Source organism: Rickettsia hoogstraalii (assembly GCF_000825685.1).
In the GTDB taxonomy this organism is placed as follows: Bacteria; Pseudomonadota; Alphaproteobacteria; order Rickettsiales; family Rickettsiaceae; genus Rickettsia; species Rickettsia hoogstraalii.
Window position 1 is genome coordinate 18105 of the sequence record NZ_CCXM01000002.1, and the last position, 22659, is coordinate 40763.

Below are 22659 nucleotides of genomic sequence, written 5' to 3' on the forward strand. Positions count from 1 at the left end.
TGGCACACTGGCGGATGGACTTAAATGCACCATTAAAAATTTTAGGCTATAATGCTCCCATGCAATCTATATCCTCTATTAGTATCTGTGCATTATGTATGACTTCTATATCTGATGTCTTATTTATTCCATAAATACGACTTTTAATTGTATCAATATTTACATCTTCATTACTGTAACCAATCCGTATAGTCATGGTGCCATTACCACCATAAATATTGCCATTGCCCGTAGTTATTGTATTATCTGTATCACTAATATAATTATCCCATACCTTAATATAATAAGGTAATGAGTTAAGAATCTATACCTTATTATATATAATGTACTTAAGACTTTACCTTATTATATTAGTGTTCTGTTAATCATGATAGTTAGTTAAAGTTATTATAAAATATATAAGTACTACTTAAACCTAGTGGTGTCAAGTCTTATTTTTTACAAAAACACACTATTTTTTATTCTGAGTAAATGATTTTGAAAAGAAATTAAATGTGCTGAGCAAGAATTTATAACGTGCATAACCTCCTCGTCCTGGCTTATTTTCATATGTTACAAAAAAGCGTTTATTCTTTAATTTCATTAACGTTGATTTAATAGTGTTACTAGGTAGTTGGCAAGTAGATGAAAATTCATCTATTGTGATACTTTTAGTTATTACATGTTCAGCGTGTTTATCTTCAATATTATTAACTAAGAACTGCATTATTACTTTTTGTGCCCCAAACATTTGTCTAAATTCTTTTTTTAGTTCCTCTTCTGAAAAACTCACTAAACTATCATCTTTTTTAAGAAAATCTAATTTTTTTTCACTATTGTCGGTATTATTATGATTTGACAGTTCTGTGTTAGGTGCGTCATCCCATGGACGATAAGCACGTTTCTTAAAAGAATTTTTGGTTTTATTTTTTTCTATTTCTGAGATTAAAGGCATAATGTTAATTATTTAGTATTTTTTTTGAAGTTCTAATATTTCTTGGGTTAGGAGATCTATATCTTCTTTTGCTGCGCTATTTCTTAGTGATGAAAAAATATTACTACTAACATACATGCTATTAGGGAAATCTTGACAATTTCTGATAAAAGTATTCAAAACTTTATCTTTAAAAATATCATGATTTAATATGGTTGATAATACTTCAGAAGATAAAGCGGTTCTATTATCGAACTTATTGAGTACAACTTTAAAATCAATTGATTTTTTAAATCTTTGGCTAATAGTTTTAATTTCTTCATAAGAAATTTTTAATCCGGACAAGCTAAAGTGTTCTGGAGTAATTGGACATATGACAACATCGGAAGATAATGTGGCAGCGGTTACTGATTGTCCTAACGCTGGTGGACAATCTATTAAAATTAAATCGTATTTATGACGTATTTCACTAAACAAATCATTATATACTCTATCTAGAGGGTATTTATTTAGTATTAAGTAATTATCTAATACAGCATTTTCTATTCTACTTGGGAGAATATCTAAACCAATAGAAACGGTTTGAATCGTATCATGAAGTGTTGCATTATTACATATAATATCAATCATAACAGGATTATTTTTAGCATCAACATTAAATGCTTGAGATAGATTCCCTTGTTGATCTAAATCAACACATAAAACCCTAGCACCATATAGATTAGCTCTAATTGCAAAGGCATGAGTTAAAGAGGTTTTACCAGTACCACCCTTTACTATTTGGAAAGATACTACTTTTTGTGGAAATTTAATATTAAAAAGTTCCTTTGCCGTTGCGTGACCAAAATATACTCTATTTTGTGATTTGAATGACCCTAGTTTCTTTAGTTTTAGTTGTTTATGAATGAACTGAAGTGATACCCCTAAAAATTTAGCAGAATCAGCAGCAGTCATCCGAATATCTAAATCATTCATGCTACATACCTCATACTAATGATAATATTATATAATAAAAATACCATGACATACATATATAAATAATGTATTATTATAATTAATACACCATATATATACTATATCTATAGTATATATCCTTGACACTATTAAATAGTTTTAATAAAGTAGAAGTATGAGGTAGTAGATTTAGCTGATAATAAAGTAGAAATTACCTTATAAAAAGAAAAATCAGTAAACACAAAAACTTTGGACGGTTGTGTGTTTACTGGTAAATGATAAACCCACTAGCACCCACGAAACCTTAGACTATACTGGCACTTATAGGTCCAGCAAGCAACAAGAGTTGTCACAAAAAAATCATACATTTAAAATAAACAAACCTAGAGCTGCAAGAATTTTATGTTTTTTTCAAGCTACACAGTTAATTTGTGAGATAACATGAAGTATATTAGTACGGAAATCAGGTGTTTTCCGTATATACCCACATTCACCTATTTACAAACCAGTAAAAATAGGCTATTTATTATACGACAAACACTGTCGTATTGCCTTACTATGCGACAATTAACTAAATAGGGTTTTCCGTACTAATTTGACGTCCTCACCAATTAACCATTCTTGCAATTTTGAATAACGTAAAGAAGTTTTATTATCTTTAATAGCTATAGCCAATGCTTTTTTCTGTCCAATTATTATAACTAGATGTTTGCCGCGGGTGATGGCAGTATAAATTAAGTTACGTTTAAGCATCATGTAACTTTGCATGGTTAGTGGAATTATTACTGCTGGATATTCTGAACCTTGAGATTTGTGTATTGTAGTAGCATAGGCTAGAGTAATTTGATCAAGATCACTATAATCATAAACAACATCACGGTTATAAAAGTTTATTGTGATTTCTTGATCTTGTTCATTAATATTATTAATAACTCCTATATCTCCATTATAGATTTCTTTATCATAATTATTTTCTGTCTGCATAACCTTGTCTCCAATGGCAAAAGTTTGACCAAATTTAGTTATGCCGCTGCTATAGTTTGGATTAAGTATTTTCTGTAACTCAATATTTAATGATCTAGCTCCTACACCTCCTCTTTGCATAGGACATAGTAATTGAATATCATTTATAGGGTTAAGATTAAATTTATTTGGTATACGATCCTTTATCATCATAATAATTTTATTAATGATATCTTCTCCATGTTCCGCTTCTATAAAATAAAAGTCTGATTCTTTATTTGGAGGTGTAAGATCAGGTAAGATACCATTATTCACTCGATGAGCATTAATAATAATATTGCTTGTTGCTGCTTGCCTAAATATTTCAGTTAACTTGACCGTCGGTATAACCTTAGAATTAATAATATCCTTGAGTACTTGTCCAGCACCTACGGAAGGTAACTGATCCACGTCACCAACTATTAGTAATGCTGAGTGTGGCGGAAGGGCTTTTAATAATGCATGAAATAGTGATATATCTACCATTGAAGCTTCATCTATTACCAGATAATCGCACAATAATGGTGAATCCTCATTACGCTTAAACCCTCCATAAGCAGGATCGATCTCAAGCATTCTATGCATAGTGGTGGCCTCGAGCCCCGTGCTTTCACTTAAGCGTTTAGCTGCTCTACCAGTGGGTGCACATAATTTAATATTTAAATCCTGCGTAGATAATGTTCTAAGTAATGAGTTTACCAATGTAGTTTTCCCTGTTCCTGGTCCACCCGTAATAACCATTAACTTATGTTGCAGTGCCTTCTCTATAGCTGTTTTTTGACTTGTTGCAAGCGTGATACCTAGCTCTTTCTCTATTGAGGGCAGAATAGTAATAGTATCTATTGTCCCCCAAGTAACAGAAGTTTTTGTTAAATTGACTAGTATTTTAGCGATATATTTCTCATATATGTAATAACTAGTTAAGAAAATAGATTCTACATTATTAATAGTATCAATTATTAATGCATTTGATGTTACTTCTTCTATTATAGCCTGCTCAACTATTTCTTGTTCTATCTCAAGTAATTTCTGAATATTTTGCAGCAGTATCTTTTTAGGTAAGCCACAATGCCCATCTGACGTCGCTTCAAGTAATGTATGTGTTACCCCTGCTTTAGCTCTGATTAAAGAATTCTTATCGATACCTAAATTACGAGCTATGGTATCTGCTGAAATAAATCCAATCCCTCTTATATCTTTAGCTAATTGATAGGGGTTATTGGATACAATTTCAATTGCTTTATCACCATATGTTTTGTAGATTCTAGTGGCCCTAGTAGTACCCACTCCATGCGATTGTAAAAACACCATTATTTCACGAATGACTTTTTGTGCTTGCCAATTATTACAAATGCGATTAGCTCTTACCTCGCCTATCCCTTCTACAGTAGATAAAAGGTATGGCTCATGCTCAATAACTTCAAATACTCTATCTTTAAATGCTAATACTAATTTCTTAGCAAGATATGGTCCTATCCCTTTAATTAATCCAGAGCCAAGATATTTTTCTATACCCTCTAATGTATCAGGTGGTAAGGCTTTGAGAAAATGAGCCTTAAATTGTTTACCATGATTTCTATCATTATGCCAAATGCCACTGCATTTTATATATTCCCCTACTAGTACAGATGGTACATTACCTGTAACGGTAATTAAATCTCTATGACCTTTTACCTTAATGCGTAATACACAAAACCCATTATCAGGATTATGATAAGTAATACGTTCTATGATGCCGGATATATATTCATTAACATCCTGTTTATTCATATAGTTTTATTAAAAACCCTAAGAGTTTTTATGCTTTATTTGTATGCACGAGGGTATAACCTCTTGATTTTCTTATGCTAGTAATACGTTTGATATTCATATCAATTTCATATTGGGTAGTGCAATGAATTACTTTATAATTTCCTTTATTAGAGCAAAAAGAGCCCCAGCTACATATAAGATCAGTAGTACAAAAGAGATTGTCTTGAGTAGTTAATCTATAATATAGATGATCTTTAGTCCAATAATAAGCCATGTTTTTAATTATTATACTGATAATCTTATTTATTATATCGTGCTAGTACTGAGATGATCATATGGATTAGGAAGACTGTTGTGAGTACAATCATTGGCATTATACATATAGCAAGTAGTATTAATATTAACAATAATATGCCCGAATAAACTGCTTTTATATACTCAGTATTGTTTAAGATATCTACGCAACGTACGGAAAGCACCTCACCTTTAGTGTTCCATAGTTCGATTGTAGATTTTGCATTTAAAAAATGGCATTGAATATACGCAAATGTGGCATCCCAATTATAATGCTGCAACATAAGTATGACGATATAAAACACTATACATGTTGATGCGGCAAGAGCAGGAATAATTTTCTTTTTGTCTGATATGAAATACCACCATATTAGGCAAATATTTTTAAAGCAATATTTGATATTGTACATTGTTCATAAACTTAATGTTTATAGAGTAATAACTCCCTCCCCTTACTTTTCCATTTATCTATAATCTTTGGATTAATGATCAATTGTTCTTTACAATCAAGTAACATGCCGTAAAGAATATGAGCACTCTCCGGATGTAAGTAATCAAGACCTGCTTTAACAAACAATCCGCCAAGCATAATCTTTTTTCTAGCATCAGATTTACGATCAAAGGCTACAGTTTTTTGTAATTGCATACGAGTATACCATAATTTCTTTGTGATTAATTTAATCAGTCTTTGCGTTCCCTGATTTTGGTTTACTGGGCATTTTAGTTTTACCGCCTAAACTTTTAAACTCATTCAAGATCGGATGATTTTTATTATCAGAGTTTTTGACAAACTTTAAAAATCCAATTAACAATTTATCATCAATAGTTAGAGCATTACATGCCTTAAAGATATTAAACAATTCTTCTTTACGTTTCTGAAGAAGCTGAGTTTGTTGACTCTCTAGTTGTGCTTCTATTTTAGCTATCCGATCTTTTTTAAGTTGTTGCAAATTAGCAAGTTTAGTAGCTGTTGCAAAAGCTTTAGTTGCCATAGTTCTATATACCTTAGAAATTTACTCTAATCTTTAGTGCTTAGCACCTACTAAGGTATACCAGCAAAAACAATAGTCAGTCAAGTAAAAGCGAGCATCACTTACATTTCTTTTACAGATATTGCGGGGGATCATTAAAGAGGGCAGCAAGCCCACTTTAATCCCCAGTGTAACAAAAAAGGAAAAAAGTAGTAGTAGAGAATCGTGAAGTATAGTACAGTGTAAGTCCTCCTATGAGCGCACTTTCGCATTTTGTGTAAACAAAATGCTATGCGCTCAGTGAGTAAGTAGAATATCTGCAAAGTAATAATTGAGAATAACTTTTAAAATAAATGGCATCATATCACTTTCATAGTTCTCATATACAAAGAAGCAGGGGACAAAATGCTGTTGCTACTGCTGCGTATATTTCTGCATCAAAATTAGTGTATAAAACCATAGATCCAGAGAGCGGCGAAAAGATAAGCATTACTTATGATTTTACTAAAAAGCAAGGAGTAGTATTTAGCAAGATATTTGTACCTGAGGGGTTTGAAGATGTAGTATGGTTACAAGATAGAGAGCAGTTATGGAACGTAGCTGAAGTACGAGAAAAAAGAGAAACTGCTAGAACTGCAGCACAAATAGAATTCTCATTACCAAAAGAGGTAAGTCAGGCAGAAAATATTAGGCTAGTGGAGGAATATGTACAGAAAAACATAGTATCAAGAGGTATAGTTTGTGATGTAAATATACACTACGATAATCCTGATAACCCACATGTACATATTCAATATTTAACAAGAAGATTAGAGCGATTAATTAACAATGAAGTAGTGCTTGCAAAAACAAAGGACAGAGATTTAGAAAGTACAAAGTTTTTATATTTTGCAAGGGATCAGTGTGAGATAGAAATCAACAAAGTATATGAGGAAGTAGGGTTACCTTTTAGGGTAACCGCTAAGTCATTCAAAGAACTTGGATTAGATCAAGAGCCAACGCATCATAAAGGGCCTGCTCATTATATGAAGGCAACTGAGCTTGAGGCAAAGAACAAAGAAATAATAGCCGAGAATTCAAAGAAGATATATGAGAATCCGGAAATAGTATTTGGTCGCATTTCATATACGAAGCCTGTGTTTACTAAAGAGGATATAGTGATAGCATTATCAGATGCTTTAATGGCGCATTTAGTATCAAAAGGCAGCAATATTATTCAGGAACAAGAGGCTATTAGAGCATTTGGAAAAGGATTAGTTCAGGAGCAAGATAGTAGTGAAGATGCACCAAAAAGCGTAAGTAATAATCCAGCAGCAAGTGCAGATAACAACCCGGCTATCGAGCATCTGAACAAGGAATATGGAGAGGAGTTTTTAAGGCTTTATAATCAGCTGCTTGTATCAGACAAAATAGAGCTGATGGATCAGAAAGATTTGATGGGTAGAATGCTATACTCCTTGAAATCAAGAGTGAATTTAGAGCATCGCTATGGTATCTGCTATAGAGGAGTTAAATGAAAAAGAAGAGCATAATCTTAATATTTTAGATAGCACTATTGGAGAAAGAAATAGTCTCAAAGAACAAATAGGCGATATGGTAAATGTAATAGGAGCAAACCTACAAAATAAGTTTAATGATAAGATAGGAGGTAGTTTAGGTTTAAAGCTTAATGTATTTGGCAGCAAAACTCATGAGTTTAGTACTGAGCAGATAGAAGCGATCTTATCGGTCTGTAACGGCTCTGATATTAGCGTATTAGAGGGTAATCCTGGAAGCTGGTAAGACTTTCGTGCTGCGAGAGATAGTACGGCAGTACAAGAGGGCAGGATTTACAGTATTAGGAGCAGGACCAAGTAGCATATCTGCAAAGGTACTTAGTCGAAATGCCGGCATTAAAGCTGATAATACGAAGAGAAGCGAATTTCAAGATAGATTTAAGCAGTAAATATTATGAGGAGGAGGAATATTTAAATCTATCGGTTGTGATTCGATCTTTAACTTTATGCGTCAAGATGTGCTTGATAGTAAAACCGTACTGATTGTGGATGAGGCAAGCATGATAGAGCTTGCTAATATGGACTATCTATCCCACGAAGTATTAAGAGCTAAGGCAAAGCTGGTGCTTGTTGGAGATAACAACCAGTTCACGGCTGTTGGTATGACTGGAGCATTTAACAAAGCTCGTAAGATTGCAGGAGGCGTTAAATTATCAGAAGTTAGAAGACAGAAGAGATTAGAGTACAGACAGGCTACCGAAGCGATGGGACGCTTTTAGATGTAGGAAGCAATTGAGATATGCAGAAATTTAGGTGTTTTTAATATTAAGGATACTGAGGAAGAGGCTAAAAGCAGTTTAGTGTCATCATTTGCTAAAGAATATACTGAGCAGATGGAGAGTCTTAAGCGAGATGATTTAATAGCTATGCGAAGTATTGCAATTGGAGCATACACGAACGAGAAGGTAGCTGAGTTTAACGTGCGAGTTCGTGAGGAATTAAAGCATAGTGGAGCGTTAAAGGGACAGGAAGTACTAGTTAGCAGCGGCAGGCGATTACTGCCGCTGATGAAAGGAGATCAAATAGTATTTGAAGAGAATAGTTTAAGATACGGTATTAGTAACGGGGAAGTGGGGACAATATTATCAGTTAAACCTTCTGTTAAATCGTTTAGTGGTAGTGCGAATAGTAAAGGTGGGAGCGATGGCGATGGAATATTAAAAATATTGCTACATAAGGCAGATGGATCAAAGGATATAGTTAATATTGATACTGCCTCTGATGCTGCAAATGATAAGAGGCGGATTAAGTTAAATTATGGGTACGCTTTAACTGGCTACAAGCTACAAGGCGAGACGGTGGACCGTATGCATGTGTATTTTGACCGTTCTATTGGTTATGAGGCGTTTTTAGTTTTAATATCACGTCATAGAGAGGAGGTTAAGCTTCATGTATCCGCAAAAGAGTTAGAAAGCATAGTTTATCAGCGTCTTGACAGTGATGTAGAAAAAATTAGAAGGCAGTTCAAGATTAACAGCTATGAGATGCGTAATGAGACACGTATTAATTCTGCAGGAGAAGAATATACAGTTAAAGTAAAGGAAGAAATACCTAATTGGCTAATAGGCTTAACTCTTGCAGTTAGCAGAAGAGCAAATAATAGCTTTGCAATAGATTATAAGAGTGATGGTGTCCTTAATGGTAATCAGTTAATCATCAAACAGTATTTAGAGGCAAGGTCGCGAGTCTTTGAGTGCCACAGTAAGCTGAGAGAGTGGAAGAACGATATTGAGTCTTTAGGAAATATCACTAGATTGCACCGCAATATAGAGTTAGCTGCTAAGGCTTTTAATGTCTCCTTAGAGCTAAATATCAAAGATTTAAAGATTGATCCATATGGCATGATATTTGCGGATAATAAAAATATTAGTGTTCAGGATATTTTCAAAGAAGCTGCGAAGGATCAGGTTAATTATGATGCTACAAGGGCGAAGTTACGCTTTAATGATCTGAGTAGTGAGCAAAGAAATAGCTTCATGCTTGCCTGCCGCCTCTTGGGAGGAGTTGAATCAGTGTTACAGCACGCTGCAACTTGCAAAAGAGGTAATGAAAGATCATGCATTATTAATCTGTAGTTCTTATCATATTAGCAATAATGGCACTGCGTCAATGGGTGAGAGGATTATCCAATTGAATCTGAATTATGAAACGATTCAGAAGCACGCAGGGATAGCGCCATATAAGTATTATCTAAAGAACATATCTACATAGTAGTTTAAATAGTTGTAGTTCATATCAAAGTCTTATGAAGCTTGCAAGGGATGTAATCAGTAATGACCAGCATATTTCTAGTGCTAACAAATAACAAGTTAATGAGTTTAGTAAATAACTATATAGCAGGCATTGATAATTATAATTGGGATAATAAAGAATTAATAGAGCTCAAGAGATGTGACTTACTTGAGAGTCAGAAAGCTTTAAGTAATCTTAAGCAAGAGCAGCAAGCTAATGAGAATTTTATTGACACATTATTACCTCATTATTTAGGACGTATTTACGAGCAGCAAGGAGCAGAGATTATAGCGAAGTGGGAAGCAGTGAAAGCCACTAATCCTGATGTAGATGCAAAAGAATTAATTGAACGTGTTCAATCTAATCCATCAATGCTTGGCACATTGCCAGGTATTGGGATAGGTACGATATTTGGAGTAAGCATTAGTCGTCGTAAATCTATAGAGCAAGTAGGGAAATTAGGCGCGCAACTTCTAAAGTATGAGGAGAATATGGCAAGGCTAAGCGAGATTCAATATAATAATTTAATAAGAGAACAAGAGCAAAAAATAGTAGTGCTTAAAGAGCAGCTAAATGTTCTTGAAGCTTTAAAAGCTAATACAGCAGAAGAGAAGTTCTTAAGTAGTTTAAAGACAATGCAGGCAGGTAGCGGTTTAAATACCCACAGCTTTAAGTCATTGTTGGTTAGTGATGAAGTACAGGATTTGCTTTGTGAGTACTATAATAACCAAAATGAGCAATATACAAGGGTTAATGCGCCGGATAGAGTAGCAGTAGACGAGTCTATTGGTGATGTAGTAGATAATGTACTTCATTCAGCAAAGCAAGAGCATATACAAGAATCAACAGCTAATTCTAAAACTAATACTCTATCAAGTACTAGAGAAGGTACTACGAGTCGTAGAAGAGACCGTAATAGCACGAAAGAGCCGGTATTACGTTTTGATAAGGTTCAGGATGCTTTAACAAGTAGCGATATAGAGAGAGTATTTAGACAATATGCAGCATCTATTCGAGGAGGTGTAGGAGCTATAAAGAGAAGCGGTACTGAGATTAGTATGGGTAGTCTTAGCATGAATTTAAGTAAAGGCACATGGGATACGTCATAGTAGCGGTACAAGCGGTAATATCTTTGGTTTTGTCCAAGAAGGAGCTTTAGTTAGTAAGCGTCAATCACTTAAGATAGTTGCCGAGCTTGTTGGCATTCGGGCGGAATCAAGTAGTTATGATTATCGCATTAATCTTGCAAGCAGAGCTAATAAAAAGCAAGGGGTAGAGCAAGCAAAGCTCCAAGTAGCTAATGAGTGGGTAGCGGCGTATGACAAAATAACAAATGCTGAGAGCTTTGATCCAAGTAAGCACCTAAAAGGCATGATGCAGCATAATACATTAGAGGCGGTATATAGCTACAAAGATGCAGAAGGGGGGGTTACTAGGTACGTTTCGTCAGCAAAGAAGACGGCAAGAAGCAAACGCTACCTGTCACCTATTGTTATAACGCCGCAAAACAAGAATATAGTTGGCGTCTAAAAGGATTTACTGACAAAGGTGACAAACCTATATTTGGCATAGAGAAAGCTATTTGCAGCAGTAAACCTATATTGATAGTAGAAGGTGAGAATGCAGCCGTAGCTGCAGCTAAAATATTACCTGAATATGATGTAGTATCATGGATGGGTGGTAGCAACTCTGCTGATAAAGTCAATTGGAGTCAACTTCAGTGGAGGGATGTAATAATATGGCCCGATAATGATGAGCCAGACTTTAAAGCTGCAGACATTATTAAAGACAAGTTAAACAAAGCAAATGATCATATAGGATTTGTCAGTATTGTTGATTCAAATAAACTTAGATTCGATGGTAGAGTTCATAAAGACTTATTGCCTAAGAAATGGGATTTGGCAGATAGATTACCTAATGGTATGACAATTACAAACGTTAAAAAGGCCATAGAAAATGTTAGAGCTGCTCATTTAGATTTAAATCAAATATAGAGCGTGATTCAGAATACTAACTTTGCATTAGTGAAAGAAACAAACAGTACATTTGAGAGAAATATTTGGCAGGAGGTATTTAAAGGTAAGATCGTAGATGAAGAGAAAATGGCAAGCTTAAGTGCTAATGAGAAGAAGATAGCTAACTTCTTTAGTTCAAAGGAATCGAGTAATTACGTTAAATATTTAGAGGCAACAGGTAAAGGAGGAGTAGCTCACGACTATTTAAAATACGACTCCTTAATGTATCAAGATATATTAATTAGTCTTGCTGCACGTGACGAGCGTTTGAGTGATAATATCAGGGATTTAAGTAGCAGTAATAGTAATAATGCTGCAGATATAGAAATTATAGAAATATAGAAAGCAAAACACAGTTATAATAGATGATACGCAAAATTTATATGAGAAAAAAGCACTAGAATATAGCGGCATTGCTGGTACTAATGCAGTATACAGAGATTATTTAGAACTGATGGTTAAAAACTTTGGTGAATCACACGAGAAAGTTACGTTATACAAAAATATTGTGCGTGATTTATCTATTCTACATTCAGCACAACTTGGTATGAATATCAATGATTTATCGGATAGTTATCATAACGAGATAGCAAGAGACGTGTATAGTACTATATCAGAGTATAGTACTAAATATGCACTAGACAATACTGACAAAAACAAGATTGCAAATGCAGTATATGAAGAACATTGCAGCCTAAAAGCTTGGGAGCAGAAAATCATATGAGCAAGTTGCTACTAGCTATAAGGTTTATTCTGATTATCAAAGACGCCTAGAACAGACAAGATTAGCGGATATTGAAAGAGAAACAGAACGCAAGACCTTTATATCACATACGGAGCAAATCAAACATGAGATCTTGCTATCCAAGACAGTATCCGAGGTATTTGTAGCTTTAGAAAAAGATCAGAAGTTTTTTGTAGCCCTAAATGGTAATATCAAATATACAACATTTAATTATGAATTTGTGGAATTGGCACAACAAACTCTTGAACACCAGGAACAACAACTTTTACCTAGATTAAAAGATGTGGTAGTAGCACTAGAGCAGCATGGGGTCTTTAGTACACAAGAAACATTAACTCAGCTCAAGGATAGTAAAGACTTAGAAGATACATATAAGCACTTTGATAGTAATTTAGAGCGTCATCAATTAGAGATCCAGCATCAGGTAATTCAGCAAGATAAAGCGAATGCTAAAACAGCTGACGAAATGTTAACTGCAATTAGCCGTGAGCATGAGTTCTTTAAGTCTCTTGACGGCAATCTTAAAGATGTAGAGAAGTATGATAATAGTTTATTATCTGCAATCTCAAATGCTAAGACTATCGAGCAAGATAAGTTAATTATCAATATGCATAATATGGTAGTATATGCCCAAAAACATGGTATATTAAAGGATTACGAGATACTAAATCAATTTAACTCTTCCTGATAGTCATAATGTGCTAAAAACTTAAGTAAAACATGTGAGAAACATTATATGGAGCATCACAATGAGAATATTAAGCAGCTATTAGATGATGAGCATGTGATGATAGGAGCTAAGAAATATTCATGCTCGCTTAAATATATGAAGCATGAGATGAAAAATAATATACAAAGCTTTGTAGATGAGAAGCAAATAGCTACAACCTTTGCTAAGGTAAAAGCAGAAGTTAAAGACAGAAGTTAAAGAACTTCGCTTAGAAAGGGAGTTAGAACATACAATGACTATGAGATTATAAAATAAGTATAGAACTTAAGATGTTTAATTTACCTAAGGTGGAGCGATTAAATTGGCTCTATATAGATATGAATAGTTATTTTGCTACAATAGAGCAACAACTAGATCATACACTTAGGGGTAAGCCCATAGCAATAGTAGCTAATCTGACTGATAGTACCAGTGCTATTGCAGTAAGTTATGAGGCAAAAAAGCTTGGGATTAACACTGGTACTAAAATATTTGAGGCAAAGAGGATATATCCTGAGTTAGTGTGCATTGTCTCGAAACATGAAGAATATATAAAATATCATAAGGCTATATTTGCAGAAGTAGAGAAACATTGACAGGTAGATAAGGTATTATCAATAGATGAGGCAGCATGCAGGCTTACAGGAGAGTTATGTAACCAGGATAATGCTATTAATATAGCAACCCGGATAAAGCAATCTATTATAGGGATAATGTTGATGAATGTATAGAATGTTCTATAGGAATAGCACCTAATTAACGTTAGAGCAAATAGAGAGTTCAGTAATAACTTCGTGAACCAGTTACTGTTAAAGCTATATATCAAATATCCTGAGAAGAGATTTAAGAACAAATTTACATTTTCAGACTACATGATAAAAGCATTAAAGAAAGAGAAACATCAAGGACCGCTTGTTAATAATCCCAGCTTCAGATTCAGCTGTAACATAGATGAGCAGTACTTAAGTCATGTGGAGAGCTCAAGTGACACTAGCAAGATATCCCAGGTTAGAAAGAAGATAGCAGGCAGATTTAGCTCTGAGATATCGTATTCGATTCTCACAACCGGCAAGATTCATAGAAAGTATCAGTGGGGAGTTATTAACTATTTTACTTCCTGAGCATCTAATTTTGAGCAAGATGAAAAGAGAGATTTTAACCAACGAGGTATGTTCAGTATACGGTAAGAATAAGTGCTATCTTGATAGCTTTAAGACAGGATTAAAAATATCAGAAGAAGAAGGAGCGACGGAAGAAGCACAAAGTGAATCCACATCCGAGCCGAAACTAGGTAAACCAAGATGCATTCCTTTAAGCTCTCTTACTAAAGATAGCGTATGGCGTCAAGTAAGGCAGGAGCTAGTACTGCAGCAGTACGGCAATGACATAGATACAGCTTGGTTTTCGAAAGCAGAAGTCAAAGAGTGCAAGGAAACAGGAACACTAATACTTACTATGCCAAATAAGTTTATGTCTTATTGGCTTCAAGAATCGTTATGGCTATGCTATATCTAGAATAGCAAGTGCTTTAGGTTTTAAATACGTAGAATATAATCATTAAAGAAGAAGAGTAAGTATGAGAGTAAATGTTTGGCAAGGGGAGCAGAAAAAATTTAACAAGCTATGTAATAAAGCAAGTAGACATTTGGATAATAAGCAGTATATCAGGGCAATAGAGTTGTATAAGAAAGCAATAAAAATTTATCCTAATTGTGATGAGGCATATTGCAATATGGGGATAAGTTTTGAATATATTAAGCAATATGAGGATGCAATTAAATGTTATGATAAGGCGATAAAGTTAAATCCTGATGACCATCATGCATATCACAACAAAGCACTAGCTCTTGCTTCTCTTGGTTATGACGAGTTGTTTTTGGAATATTATGACAAGGCGATGGAACTTAATCCTAAGAGGTATGAGGATATGTACTATGAAGCGATGAAAGAAAGTGATGAAGAAATGGAGTAGCATATTAATCAAGGGGGAGTATTAAACTAAACAACCCTCAGCCATAAGCTGAGGGTTGTTTAGTTGTTCAACATAGCGTAGGCACAGACTGTATCATTTTTCAGCCGGTGTTGACATTATGAAGTGAAAGTAGTATCATTCATGATAATGATATACAAATTAATCAATATAGCAAGAGATACAAAAAGTATAGAATTACTTGGAAATAAAAAGTATTAAAAGTAATTAATAAGAATTAATGAAAAAGATAGAAGGTGGTCAAACAGATTTTGAGATGTGTATTTATGCTAAGAAGTTACTAGATAAAGTAATACATTTAAATAGTGTAGTAAAAGTACCGCCAGTGGATGTATTGGAAATAAAAAAAGCAATTTATTACGCTAAGAAATATCATGGTAGTCAGATGCGTCAATCAGGAGAACCATTTTATTCACATCCGATAGAAGTAGCATATATGATATCAGATTACTTATTTAGAACAGATATACTAGTTACTAGTATATTGCATGATACTATAGAGGATACAGAACTTACCAAGGAGAAAATATTACAAGAATTTGGAGAGGATATAGCCAATCAAGTAATGGATTTGACAAGGATTAAGGAGAATGGTATAAAGATTAGTTCTGCTGAAATGGTAGAGATGTTATACAAAGAGAAGAAACATGATGTACTTCTGATAAAGTTATTTGATAGACTGCATAATATACAGACACTAGGGGTAAAGTCTCCTGAAAAAATCAGAAAGATTGTAGATGAAACTCTTAAAAGATTTGTAACCCTGGGTGTCTATTTTGAAGATTGGGTATATGGAGTATTAAATATATCAAACACAATAGCAGCACTATGCTATCATTATTCACCTATCAAAAAACCTATGTTACAGGATCAAACAATTATATTTAAGGATAATTACCAGCTTCCTTTTCCAACTGCTCAAAATGCGATAATCCATAATTATATCCGCCATATATTGGTATCAAAATAATTAATAATCCCCAATTACCAAAATATTTTACAACATAAATAGTACCGAAAGAGGTTAGTATATATACTATTGCACGTGAAAACGCATATGAAAAGTTACTATAAGTAAATCGTTGAAATATTGGAAAATATTTGAAGAAAATAGGAAATGCTGGTGCTTTAGATGGACCAAATATCACAAAAAACAGTTGTAATAACATCACACAAAATGGCGTTGTTAATCCATGCTCCAATATATATGGACAAAATGGAATAAAAATAAGCATAGTCATTATTTTTATTTTTAGTATTTTTAGTGGATATATTCTACGGCTTAAATATGCTATTGATAGCATATTAATCATTGCAGCGATTGATACCAAAAAGTTGTGACTAATAACTTCCTCTGGCGTATAACCGAATTGATTTTTAAGAATATTGCTACAATAAATGAAAGCAAAATAAAAAGTTAATGGCCAACTATAATCTATTAAAAATAAAGCCAAAATTCTTTTTTTGTCAGGTTTTTCAGACCAGATAGGGTCATCTTGTAATATTTTGTGATGCGTATCATTATCTTGCAGTATTTTTTTTACTCGTGCTTTTGCATTTGCAAATTCCGGCGTTTCTCTAAGAGCAGTTCTAGCTATCGTTCCTATGAACGCAATTAATGCTCCTATCCAAAACACTATCCTCCAATTTAATGCAAATGAGGTAACAATATATGCCATACATAAAGCGGCGGCACTCCCCACAGCAGCAACAGCATCTATTAAGGTTACAACTGAATATTGTGCAGGTGGTTTAGTAATTTCAGTGAGGTAAAGTTGTGCTCCCATCAGTTCTCCCATCGAAGACATACCTTGTACAATGCGACATATAATCATTATCACAGTGGCAGTAATACCTATTTGAGCATATGTAGGGAGAGTAGCCATAATTATACAGGCTATAGACATCATAAAAGTAGTAATAACTACTGTGACTTTACGTCCAATATGATCACCAATCCAACCAAAAATTAATGCTCCAACGGGTCTAAAAACAAAAGTAGAACAAAATGCTGCTGCTGCATAAAGAGTTGTAGTTTCAGGATTAGTTTTTGGGAAAAAAAGCTCATTAATGACCACTGCCATATGCACATAGATCATTAGATCAAAATACTCTAAGAATGTGCCTACAGATAATAAGGCAACAGCTTCCATCCGTTGCCTCACAGTAAGCTCTCTTGCTTCTTGCTGATTTTTCATCATTTCTGCACCTTATTTGCTATTAATTGGATCTATTATCATTTCAGCTTTTATTGTTTCTAACACAAATTTTGCTTTTTCTGTAAAATTATATTGTTTTGCTTCTTTATAAATATCATTTCCATGTTGTATTTATATTTCATTTTAAATTTTATTGTCCAGTTTTTGGGTACCATTATAATATTTTCTTACAATAATATATTATCTCTGTAACAATACTTATACAAGATTAGGAGTTGTGCACTTTTAACTACGCAGAATAAATCTCGGGGCAAGCCCGAAAGAAGTCTATTGAATAAATTGACGGAATTTAAATTATGAATTAGTGCATTATTTTTGCTGTCAATCTACTTTCAATACAGACTCTGAGATATGTCATATCAGGAAGCATAAATGATACTAAAATTTTTAAAGTATTATTTTTATATTATAATATTATTAAGTACAAAATCTATGGCATCGCTAAATCCAGAAGCAGAACGATATATATCAAGCATGATTAATAAACATGTACCATATCAGGTAAGTGTTCTTAACAATAATTTTATTATCAATAATGTTAACGCTTATCCTCCTGGAAAATTAACTGCCATGTTTGCAAAATTTTTAATAGACAACAATTTAGTAAAAAATAAGGTGTTTGCAGATATAGGATCTGGATGCTTTGCCTTAGGTATAATAGCTGCAAAGAACGGGGCTCGTACAATTATTGGTAGTGATATAAGTGAACATGCAATACAATGTGCAAAAGATAATTTGATACTTCATGGTATTACAAAAAATATGTATTTATTTAATGGAGAAGGTGTATTACCGTTGTTACCAAAATTTCTCGGTAAGATAGATATACTTGTCTCAGGGGTGCCTTGGGATAATTTATCTAAAAATGAATTTAACGGTATAATACCTGCAAGACAATCAATCAGTCGTGCTTTTTATGATGTTGATAATGCACTCATAAAAGATATTATGTTGCAAGGTTTTAATTTATTATCAAATCAAGGAAGAATATTTATTACTTCATCACTAAGAAAAATTCAACGAATAGAGCAATTATGCTCAGAGTATCAACTAAATTGTAAGATACTTAAAGGTGAGGATATACACAATGATGGTAACACACATTATATATTAGAAATAACTCGTATAAAATAGGGTATATACTTATTTAACTTATAGTAGTTGATACGGAATGTGGAAAAAGTTGTTGACAGTTAAGACTGTATCTCAACTATTACATAAGTCGCTCCGCCAGCGTGCCAAGCAAAGTGCGTAAGGAACAGTTGGTGAGAATGGCTTTGTTTGGAAGGGTAATAAATAGGTGTGAAGTATAGGGAGAATGATATATAATATTGTGGATTAGATTAATAATAAATTGATAATGCCATACAAGGAACGAGTAAAGCAGGTACTAACAAAAAAGTGATTGACTACGATTATCTTTAGATTTAGCATCCTTTACTACTAGTTTCACTAAGGTCGAAGTAAGAGACTAGGAATAACAACTCTAAGAATGATTGTATGATCACCAAGAAACAGCTCATTAATATTGGGTTAGAACAATTAGCAGAAATTATTTTATCGCTTTATAACAGTAATATAAGCATACAGAAATAACTAGATATGATATTAGCAAGTCTTGACGAAGATCCCAAAAAGATTTTCTCGATGATTAAAGCTGAGATATCATCTTTGAAAAAATCCAGCAGATTCATTGACTATTATGAATCGGATAATTTTGCTACCAAAATTGATCAATTACGTATGCATATTACTAGGGATTTATTACCAAGGTTTCCAAATCATGCTGTTGATTTATTAACAGCTTTCTTAGATTTACATCCCAGGACTTTAAATAGAGTGGATGACAGTAACTACCTCTTTAGAAGAATGATAGAGCTAGTATTTAATCATTATTCATCTCAATGTGAAAATATTGCAGAGAAAAGCAACAGTGATAACGGCATGAGCAAAAGTTTAAGTAATCGTATGAAAGAGCTTATCAAATCAGGATATATGTTCAAGCTACTCAGGTGAGCCTTACTTAAGGCAGGATATAGAGTTAATCATGAATAGGAAATCTGAAGTGATTAAAGAGCTTATTCACAGAGTGCAGGAAAGAGCAAAGGTTATTACCAATGATACCGCAGTGTTACTGGTTGATTTAGACAATGGTGAATCTGTGACTGATGTAGCCAATATAGCTTTGTTGGGCGAATATTAGGAATCAATGCCTGTATGGTGGTGCATATAGCTACCCATACTAGCTTTATAGGCTTAAAACAGAGATTTAAGTTTTTTATCACAGGTGATGATTATGAAAAATGCAGAGACATAGAATCTTAACCAAGAATTAATGAGAGCCGCATCACAAGGTAATTTAGAGGCAGTAAAAAAGCTTATGCTTTGTGGTGCTGATATATATTTTAAGGATCATCAAAGGAGATACTGCCTTGTCACTTGCTGCAGGAAACGGATATTTAGATATTTTAGAATATTTAAACAGTTTGAAGAAAAGTGAGATTGAATAAGTTGCATTTAAAGAGTGGTAATATTCATGAATAGCACTAATAGAGTCAAACAAGGAAGATTTATAACATTCGAAGGAGTAGATGGAGTAGGCAAATCCACACAATGCCGTATATTATACGAATATTTAGTATCTAAGAACATTCCTGTTGTTTCAACTAGGGAGACTGGAGGCACAGAAATTGCCGAAGAGATGCGGAGTATTTTGGTACATAGAGACTTACTACCCATGTCGGAGTTATTGCAAGTTATGGCAGCACGTAAAGAACAAGAGGCTAATCAAACCGTAGATTTGATAGATGAAGGTTTTGAAGAAGAAGAGAATATAGAAAGTAACGAGGAGATAGTTAATAAACCTATAGCTCAATCTCTAGTCTTTGACGACGAAGGCTTTAAAGAAGATACAGAGTATGAGAAAGAAGAATTGGTATTAAGAAATTTTTAAATGCATTTAGTGAACAGAATCCGAAATTAAAAAACGATATAGATAACATTTTACAGAAAGCAGAGAATTATACATTAGAAGAAATTAAAGAATGTATTGTTAGTTTTGCACAAACCAGTTTAAAATGGCAAAATGAGCAAAATAATCGTGATGTATTTAGTAGCTGTAGTATAGAAGCCTTAAAAGAGGGTATTACTCTTGAGGGTGAAGAGCACACAGATGATGTACCAGGTTATAATGAGATTATGGCATAAGGAATACATCAAAAGTGTATAATAATATGAATAGCAATTTCAATGCTGATCTTGCTAGATCTGTTAAATGGCATATACTTAACTTTAAAGAAAATAGAAAATAATAATTTCTAAATTAGGAGCGATAACAGATGACAGCAATGATTTTGATAGTCGATGATAAACAGCGGAATTTATAGTTACTAGAGGCTAGGGCTATTAAGTGAGTATTATGGGGTATTAACAGCAACAAGTGACAAGCAAGCCTTGGAAATATTAGCTGCAAAAAATATAGATGTAGTACTACTTGATATCATGATGCCAGAGATGGATGGATTTGAAGTATGTAGACGTATTAAGGCTAATCCATTGACCACATATATACCGATAATAATGGTGACCGCAATGGATGAGCAGGATGCAAGATTGCAAGCATTAGAATCAGGGGCAGATGATTTGCTGCAAAAACCCATTAATCATCTAGCATTATCGATCAGGTTAAAGGCGCTCGCAAGAACTAAAATACTCATAGATGAATTAACATTACGTAATAGTACAAATGCAGCACTGGGAATTCCTATGATGAATATGGAAGAGGATACACATCTAAGGAAAATCAAAATAATAGATGAAGATGTGGTTAGAGCTAGAAATATTAAAAATATACTGAGCAAATTAACAGATCATATAGAAATAATCAGTCATATAGAGGAAAAGGATAATAAACATAATGAAGAAAATGTCAGTAATAAAGATAATACTGATTTAGTGATTATAAGTTCTACACTCGAGGCGTATGATCCATTTAAAATAGTTGCGTGTATTAGTAATAATCCTAACATACAAGATACGATAATAGTTGGCTTATCAGATGAAATAGATGAAGAGAAGTTAAAAAAAGAGTAGAGCTTGGGGTACAAGATTATTTCATTTATCCAATAGATGAGATAGAGCTACAAATAAGAACAAGAACATTATTAAAACGAAAAAGGTATCAAGAGGAATATACGTCATCATTTAGAGAAACAGTTAGATATGTCCATCAAAGATACAGTAATAGATCTATATAACAGACATTATTTTGATTTTTATGTAATACAGATGGCGAAGAGATCACATGAGTACAAGAACACAGTATGTTTATTGATGTGTGATTTGTATGATTTTAAGTCAGTAAATGATACTTATGGTCATCAAGCAGGAGATGAGGTGTTAAAACAACTGGGGGAAATACGAAGAAAAAGTTTTAGGATTACTGATTTAGTAGCATATGGAGGAGAAGAGTTTATGATATTATTAGATGACGTATTAATGGAAGGAGCAGAGAAAACAGCAGCAAAATTACGCCAAGAGATAGAAGCAACAGAATTTGTTATATCATCATCACAAGATCACCTCAAACATCAGTATAGGAGTATCGGAATATAAGCAAGGAGAACCTATAGATGCATTTATAGCAAGAGCAGATAAAGCTGTGTATATGGCTAAACGCAATGGGAAAAATCAAGTAGTTAGAATTCAGGATTAAATTTAATATGAATATTTTTGCTACTAACATCTGCCCAATAATATCAGCACACAATTTAGATGATAAACGCCTAATAAAAATGGTTCTTGAATCTGCGCAACTTCTCAGCACTGCCATATTTCTCAATAGCAATATTATACACCACGATATATACAAACCCACTCACCAAAAACATCCATGTACTATTTGGACTTCTTTAAATATTGCTAACTGGGATTGGCTTTTTGTACATTTTCAGTCTCTTTGTCAGGAATATACTTCTCGCTATAATAAAAAACATAAAACAGAACAACTAATACTTACTTTAGCACGATACAGTAAATACCTTCCTAAGAGCAAAAAGATAACCCCTTTTCCTAATTGTACTAAATCTCAAATACTACTAGTTGATTTCACTAATATTACCGATATACATGAAGCTTACCAAAAATATCTTATAACAAAATGGCGATATGATCAAATAATACCAAAATAATGGTATGGACCTACCCTATATACAGAATGAGAAGCAGAAGCTAATCTTCTAGGATAGGAAATGAATCCTAAACAACAATAAGGAGGTCCATATGGAAGTTACCACAATTGGTATAGAT

Annotated in this window: 25 protein-coding genes and 3 pseudogenes; 21 read left to right on the forward strand and 7 right to left on the reverse strand. The window is 33.5% G+C overall.

Going from position 1 to position 22659, the window contains the following annotated elements; all coding sequences use genetic code 11:
- Positions 1-46: 46 nt before the first annotated feature.
- The 6 genes from BN1174_RS10420 to BN1174_RS07600 form a co-directional block, all read right to left on the reverse strand.
- The gene (locus BN1174_RS10420; RefSeq protein WP_156138578.1) at positions 47-196 is read right to left on the reverse strand and encodes a hypothetical protein; all 150 of its coding nucleotides are present in this window, start codon (positions 194-196) and stop codon (positions 47-49) included.
- Between the two features lie 255 nt (positions 197-451).
- Positions 452-934, reverse strand: coding sequence for a hypothetical protein (locus tag BN1174_RS07570; protein WP_040258197.1), 483 nt, complete (start codon positions 932-934; stop codon positions 452-454).
- Between the two features lie 12 nt (positions 935-946).
- Positions 947-1888 (reverse strand): ParA family protein, encoded by a 942-nt coding sequence (locus BN1174_RS07575; protein ID WP_052454789.1) that lies wholly within the window; start codon positions 1886-1888, stop codon positions 947-949.
- Positions 1889-2434: 546 nt separating this feature from the next.
- Positions 2435-4639, reverse strand: a complete 2205-nt coding sequence (gene recD2, locus BN1174_RS07580) for an SF1B family DNA helicase RecD2 (RefSeq protein ID WP_040258199.1) — start codon at positions 4637-4639, stop codon at positions 2435-2437.
- Positions 4640-5336: 697 nt separating this feature from the next.
- Entirely contained in the window at positions 5337-5561 is a 225-nt protein-coding gene (locus tag BN1174_RS07595) for a conjugal transfer protein TraD (protein ID WP_040258205.1), read from the reverse strand.
- A 31-nt stretch (positions 5562-5592) separates the two neighbouring features.
- On the reverse strand, positions 5593-5907 hold the full coding sequence (locus BN1174_RS07600) for a hypothetical protein (RefSeq protein ID WP_040258208.1): 315 nt from the start codon (positions 5905-5907) through the stop codon (positions 5593-5595).
- A gap of 332 nt (positions 5908-6239) precedes the next feature.
- Here BN1174_RS07600 and BN1174_RS12100 point away from each other — a divergent pair, with 332 nt between their 5' ends.
- From BN1174_RS12100 to BN1174_RS07650, 14 genes and pseudogenes are all read left to right on the forward strand, one after another.
- The gene (locus tag BN1174_RS12100; RefSeq protein WP_231555905.1) at positions 6240-7403 is read left to right on the forward strand and encodes a MobA/MobL family protein; all 1164 of its coding nucleotides are present in this window, start codon (positions 6240-6242) and stop codon (positions 7401-7403) included.
- A complete protein-coding gene (locus BN1174_RS12105; RefSeq protein WP_231555906.1) occupies positions 7375-7668 on the forward strand; it encodes a hypothetical protein in 294 nt (97 codons plus the stop codon). Before BN1174_RS12100 ends, BN1174_RS12105 begins: the two co-directional genes overlap by 29 nt.
- Before the next feature lie 7 nt (positions 7669-7675).
- Positions 7676-8161: pseudogene (locus tag BN1174_RS12110) on the forward strand (AAA family ATPase).
- Positions 8162-8242: 81 nt separating this feature from the next.
- The gene (locus tag BN1174_RS12115) at positions 8243-9517 is read left to right on the forward strand and encodes a hypothetical protein (RefSeq protein WP_231555907.1); all 1275 of its coding nucleotides are present in this window, start codon (positions 8243-8245) and stop codon (positions 9515-9517) included.
- 216 nt (positions 9518-9733) lie between these two features.
- Positions 9734-10783: a hypothetical protein gene (locus tag BN1174_RS11085; RefSeq protein WP_197062096.1), complete on the forward strand. Its 1050-nt coding sequence runs from the start codon at positions 9734-9736 to the stop codon at positions 10781-10783.
- Between the two features lie 492 nt (positions 10784-11275).
- Positions 11276-11668, forward strand: a complete 393-nt coding sequence (locus BN1174_RS07615) for a toprim domain-containing protein (RefSeq protein ID WP_231555908.1) — start codon at positions 11276-11278, stop codon at positions 11666-11668.
- 30 nt (positions 11669-11698) lie between these two features.
- On the forward strand, positions 11699-12031 hold the full coding sequence (locus BN1174_RS11090; protein ID WP_197062097.1) for a hypothetical protein: 333 nt from the start codon (positions 11699-11701) through the stop codon (positions 12029-12031).
- Positions 12032-12143: 112 nt separating this feature from the next.
- Positions 12144-12413, forward strand: a complete 270-nt coding sequence (locus BN1174_RS11095; protein ID WP_040258214.1) for a hypothetical protein — start codon at positions 12144-12146, stop codon at positions 12411-12413.
- A 133-nt stretch (positions 12414-12546) separates the two neighbouring features.
- The gene (locus BN1174_RS12120; protein WP_231555909.1) at positions 12547-13122 is read left to right on the forward strand and encodes a hypothetical protein; all 576 of its coding nucleotides are present in this window, start codon (positions 12547-12549) and stop codon (positions 13120-13122) included.
- Between the two features lie 48 nt (positions 13123-13170).
- Entirely contained in the window at positions 13171-13362 is a 192-nt protein-coding gene (locus tag BN1174_RS12125) for a hypothetical protein (RefSeq protein ID WP_231555910.1), read from the forward strand.
- Positions 13363-13433: 71 nt separating this feature from the next.
- On the forward strand, positions 13434-13739 hold the full coding sequence (locus tag BN1174_RS08020) for a Y-family DNA polymerase (RefSeq protein ID WP_052454790.1): 306 nt from the start codon (positions 13434-13436) through the stop codon (positions 13737-13739).
- Positions 13740-14283: 544 nt separating this feature from the next.
- Complete coding sequence (locus BN1174_RS07640) at positions 14284-14658, forward strand: DnaA N-terminal domain-containing protein (protein ID WP_040258216.1); 375 nt, start codon at positions 14284-14286, stop codon at positions 14656-14658.
- Positions 14659-14719: 61 nt separating this feature from the next.
- Entirely contained in the window at positions 14720-15115 is a 396-nt protein-coding gene (locus tag BN1174_RS08025; RefSeq protein WP_052454791.1) for a tetratricopeptide repeat protein, read from the forward strand.
- Positions 15116-15353: 238 nt separating this feature from the next.
- Positions 15354-16103, forward strand: a complete 750-nt coding sequence (locus tag BN1174_RS07650) for an HD domain-containing protein (RefSeq protein ID WP_040258218.1) — start codon at positions 15354-15356, stop codon at positions 16101-16103.
- On the opposite strand, the gene BN1174_RS07655 is transcribed toward BN1174_RS07650, so the two are convergent.
- Complete coding sequence (locus tag BN1174_RS07655; protein WP_082022387.1) at positions 16018-17331, reverse strand: MFS transporter; 1314 nt, start codon at positions 17329-17331, stop codon at positions 16018-16020. The genes BN1174_RS07650 and BN1174_RS07655 overlap by 86 nt on opposite strands.
- A 393-nt stretch (positions 17332-17724) precedes the next feature.
- On the opposite strand from BN1174_RS07655, the gene BN1174_RS08030 reads away from it, so the two are divergent.
- The 7 genes and pseudogenes from BN1174_RS08030 (at position 17725) to BN1174_RS08035 (ending at position 22541) form a co-directional block, all read left to right on the forward strand.
- Positions 17725-18486, forward strand: a complete 762-nt coding sequence (locus tag BN1174_RS08030) for a 50S ribosomal protein L11 methyltransferase (protein ID WP_052454792.1) — start codon at positions 17725-17727, stop codon at positions 18484-18486.
- A gap of 468 nt (positions 18487-18954) precedes the next feature.
- A complete protein-coding gene (locus tag BN1174_RS07665; protein ID WP_156138579.1) occupies positions 18955-19368 on the forward strand; it encodes a DUF6880 family protein in 414 nt (137 codons plus the stop codon).
- Between the two features lie 31 nt (positions 19369-19399).
- Entirely contained in the window at positions 19400-19555 is a 156-nt protein-coding gene (locus tag BN1174_RS10435; protein ID WP_156138580.1) for a hypothetical protein, read from the forward strand.
- A 333-nt stretch (positions 19556-19888) separates the two neighbouring features.
- Positions 19889-20167: pseudogene (locus BN1174_RS11100) on the forward strand (dTMP kinase); the annotation flags it as partial.
- A gap of 638 nt (positions 20168-20805) precedes the next feature.
- A complete protein-coding gene (locus tag BN1174_RS12130; RefSeq protein WP_231555911.1) occupies positions 20806-21444 on the forward strand; it encodes a response regulator in 639 nt (212 codons plus the stop codon).
- Between the two features lie 129 nt (positions 21445-21573).
- Positions 21574-22066: pseudogene (locus tag BN1174_RS12135) on the forward strand (diguanylate cyclase).
- A gap of 7 nt (positions 22067-22073) precedes the next feature.
- Positions 22074-22541 (forward strand): pyrimidine dimer DNA glycosylase/endonuclease V, encoded by a 468-nt coding sequence (locus BN1174_RS08035; RefSeq protein WP_052454793.1) that lies wholly within the window; start codon positions 22074-22076, stop codon positions 22539-22541.
- Positions 22542-22659 lie beyond the last annotated feature (118 nt).

Bases quoted from the DNA above. Each gene is read 5' to 3' on its own strand.
- BN1174_RS07640 (WP_040258216.1), top strand. From the start codon at position 14,284: ATGAAAAGAGAGATTTTAACCAACGAGGTATGTTCAGTATACGGTAAG.
- BN1174_RS07665 (WP_156138579.1), top strand. From the start codon at position 18,955: ATGATATTAGCAAGTCTTGACGAAGATCCCAAAAAGATTTTCTCGATG.
- BN1174_RS08035 (WP_052454793.1), top strand. From the start codon at position 22,074: ATGAATATTTTTGCTACTAACATCTGCCCAATAATATCAGCACACAAT.
- BN1174_RS08020 (WP_052454790.1), top strand. From the start codon at position 13,434: ATGTTTAATTTACCTAAGGTGGAGCGATTAAATTGGCTCTATATAGAT.
- BN1174_RS10420 (WP_156138578.1), bottom strand. From the start codon at position 196: ATGACTATACGGATTGGTTACAGTAATGAAGATGTAAATATTGATACA.
- BN1174_RS11095 (WP_040258214.1), top strand. From the start codon at position 12,144: ATGGTTAAAAACTTTGGTGAATCACACGAGAAAGTTACGTTATACAAA.
- BN1174_RS07575 (WP_052454789.1), bottom strand. From the start codon at position 1,888: ATGAATGATTTAGATATTCGGATGACTGCTGCTGATTCTGCTAAATTT.
- BN1174_RS08030 (WP_052454792.1), top strand. From the start codon at position 17,725: ATGATACTAAAATTTTTAAAGTATTATTTTTATATTATAATATTATTA.
- BN1174_RS12105 (WP_231555906.1), top strand. From the start codon at position 7,375: ATGGTATCTGCTATAGAGGAGTTAAATGAAAAAGAAGAGCATAATCTT.
- BN1174_RS07600 (WP_040258208.1), bottom strand. From the start codon at position 5,907: ATGGCAACTAAAGCTTTTGCAACAGCTACTAAACTTGCTAATTTGCAA.
- BN1174_RS12125 (WP_231555910.1), top strand. From the start codon at position 13,171: ATGGAGCATCACAATGAGAATATTAAGCAGCTATTAGATGATGAGCAT.
- BN1174_RS07595 (WP_040258205.1), bottom strand. From the start codon at position 5,561: ATGCAATTACAAAAAACTGTAGCCTTTGATCGTAAATCTGATGCTAGA.
- BN1174_RS07570 (WP_040258197.1), bottom strand. From the start codon at position 934: ATGCCTTTAATCTCAGAAATAGAAAAAAATAAAACCAAAAATTCTTTT.
- recD2 (WP_040258199.1), bottom strand. From the start codon at position 4,639: ATGAATAAACAGGATGTTAATGAATATATATCCGGCATCATAGAACGT.
- BN1174_RS07650 (WP_040258218.1), top strand. From the start codon at position 15,354: ATGAAAAAGATAGAAGGTGGTCAAACAGATTTTGAGATGTGTATTTAT.
- BN1174_RS12100 (WP_231555905.1), top strand. From the start codon at position 6,240: ATGGCATCATATCACTTTCATAGTTCTCATATACAAAGAAGCAGGGGA.
- BN1174_RS07655 (WP_082022387.1), bottom strand. From the start codon at position 17,331: ATGAAAAATCAGCAAGAAGCAAGAGAGCTTACTGTGAGGCAACGGATG.
- BN1174_RS08025 (WP_052454791.1), top strand. From the start codon at position 14,720: ATGAGAGTAAATGTTTGGCAAGGGGAGCAGAAAAAATTTAACAAGCTA.
- BN1174_RS10435 (WP_156138580.1), top strand. From the start codon at position 19,400: ATGAATAGGAAATCTGAAGTGATTAAAGAGCTTATTCACAGAGTGCAG.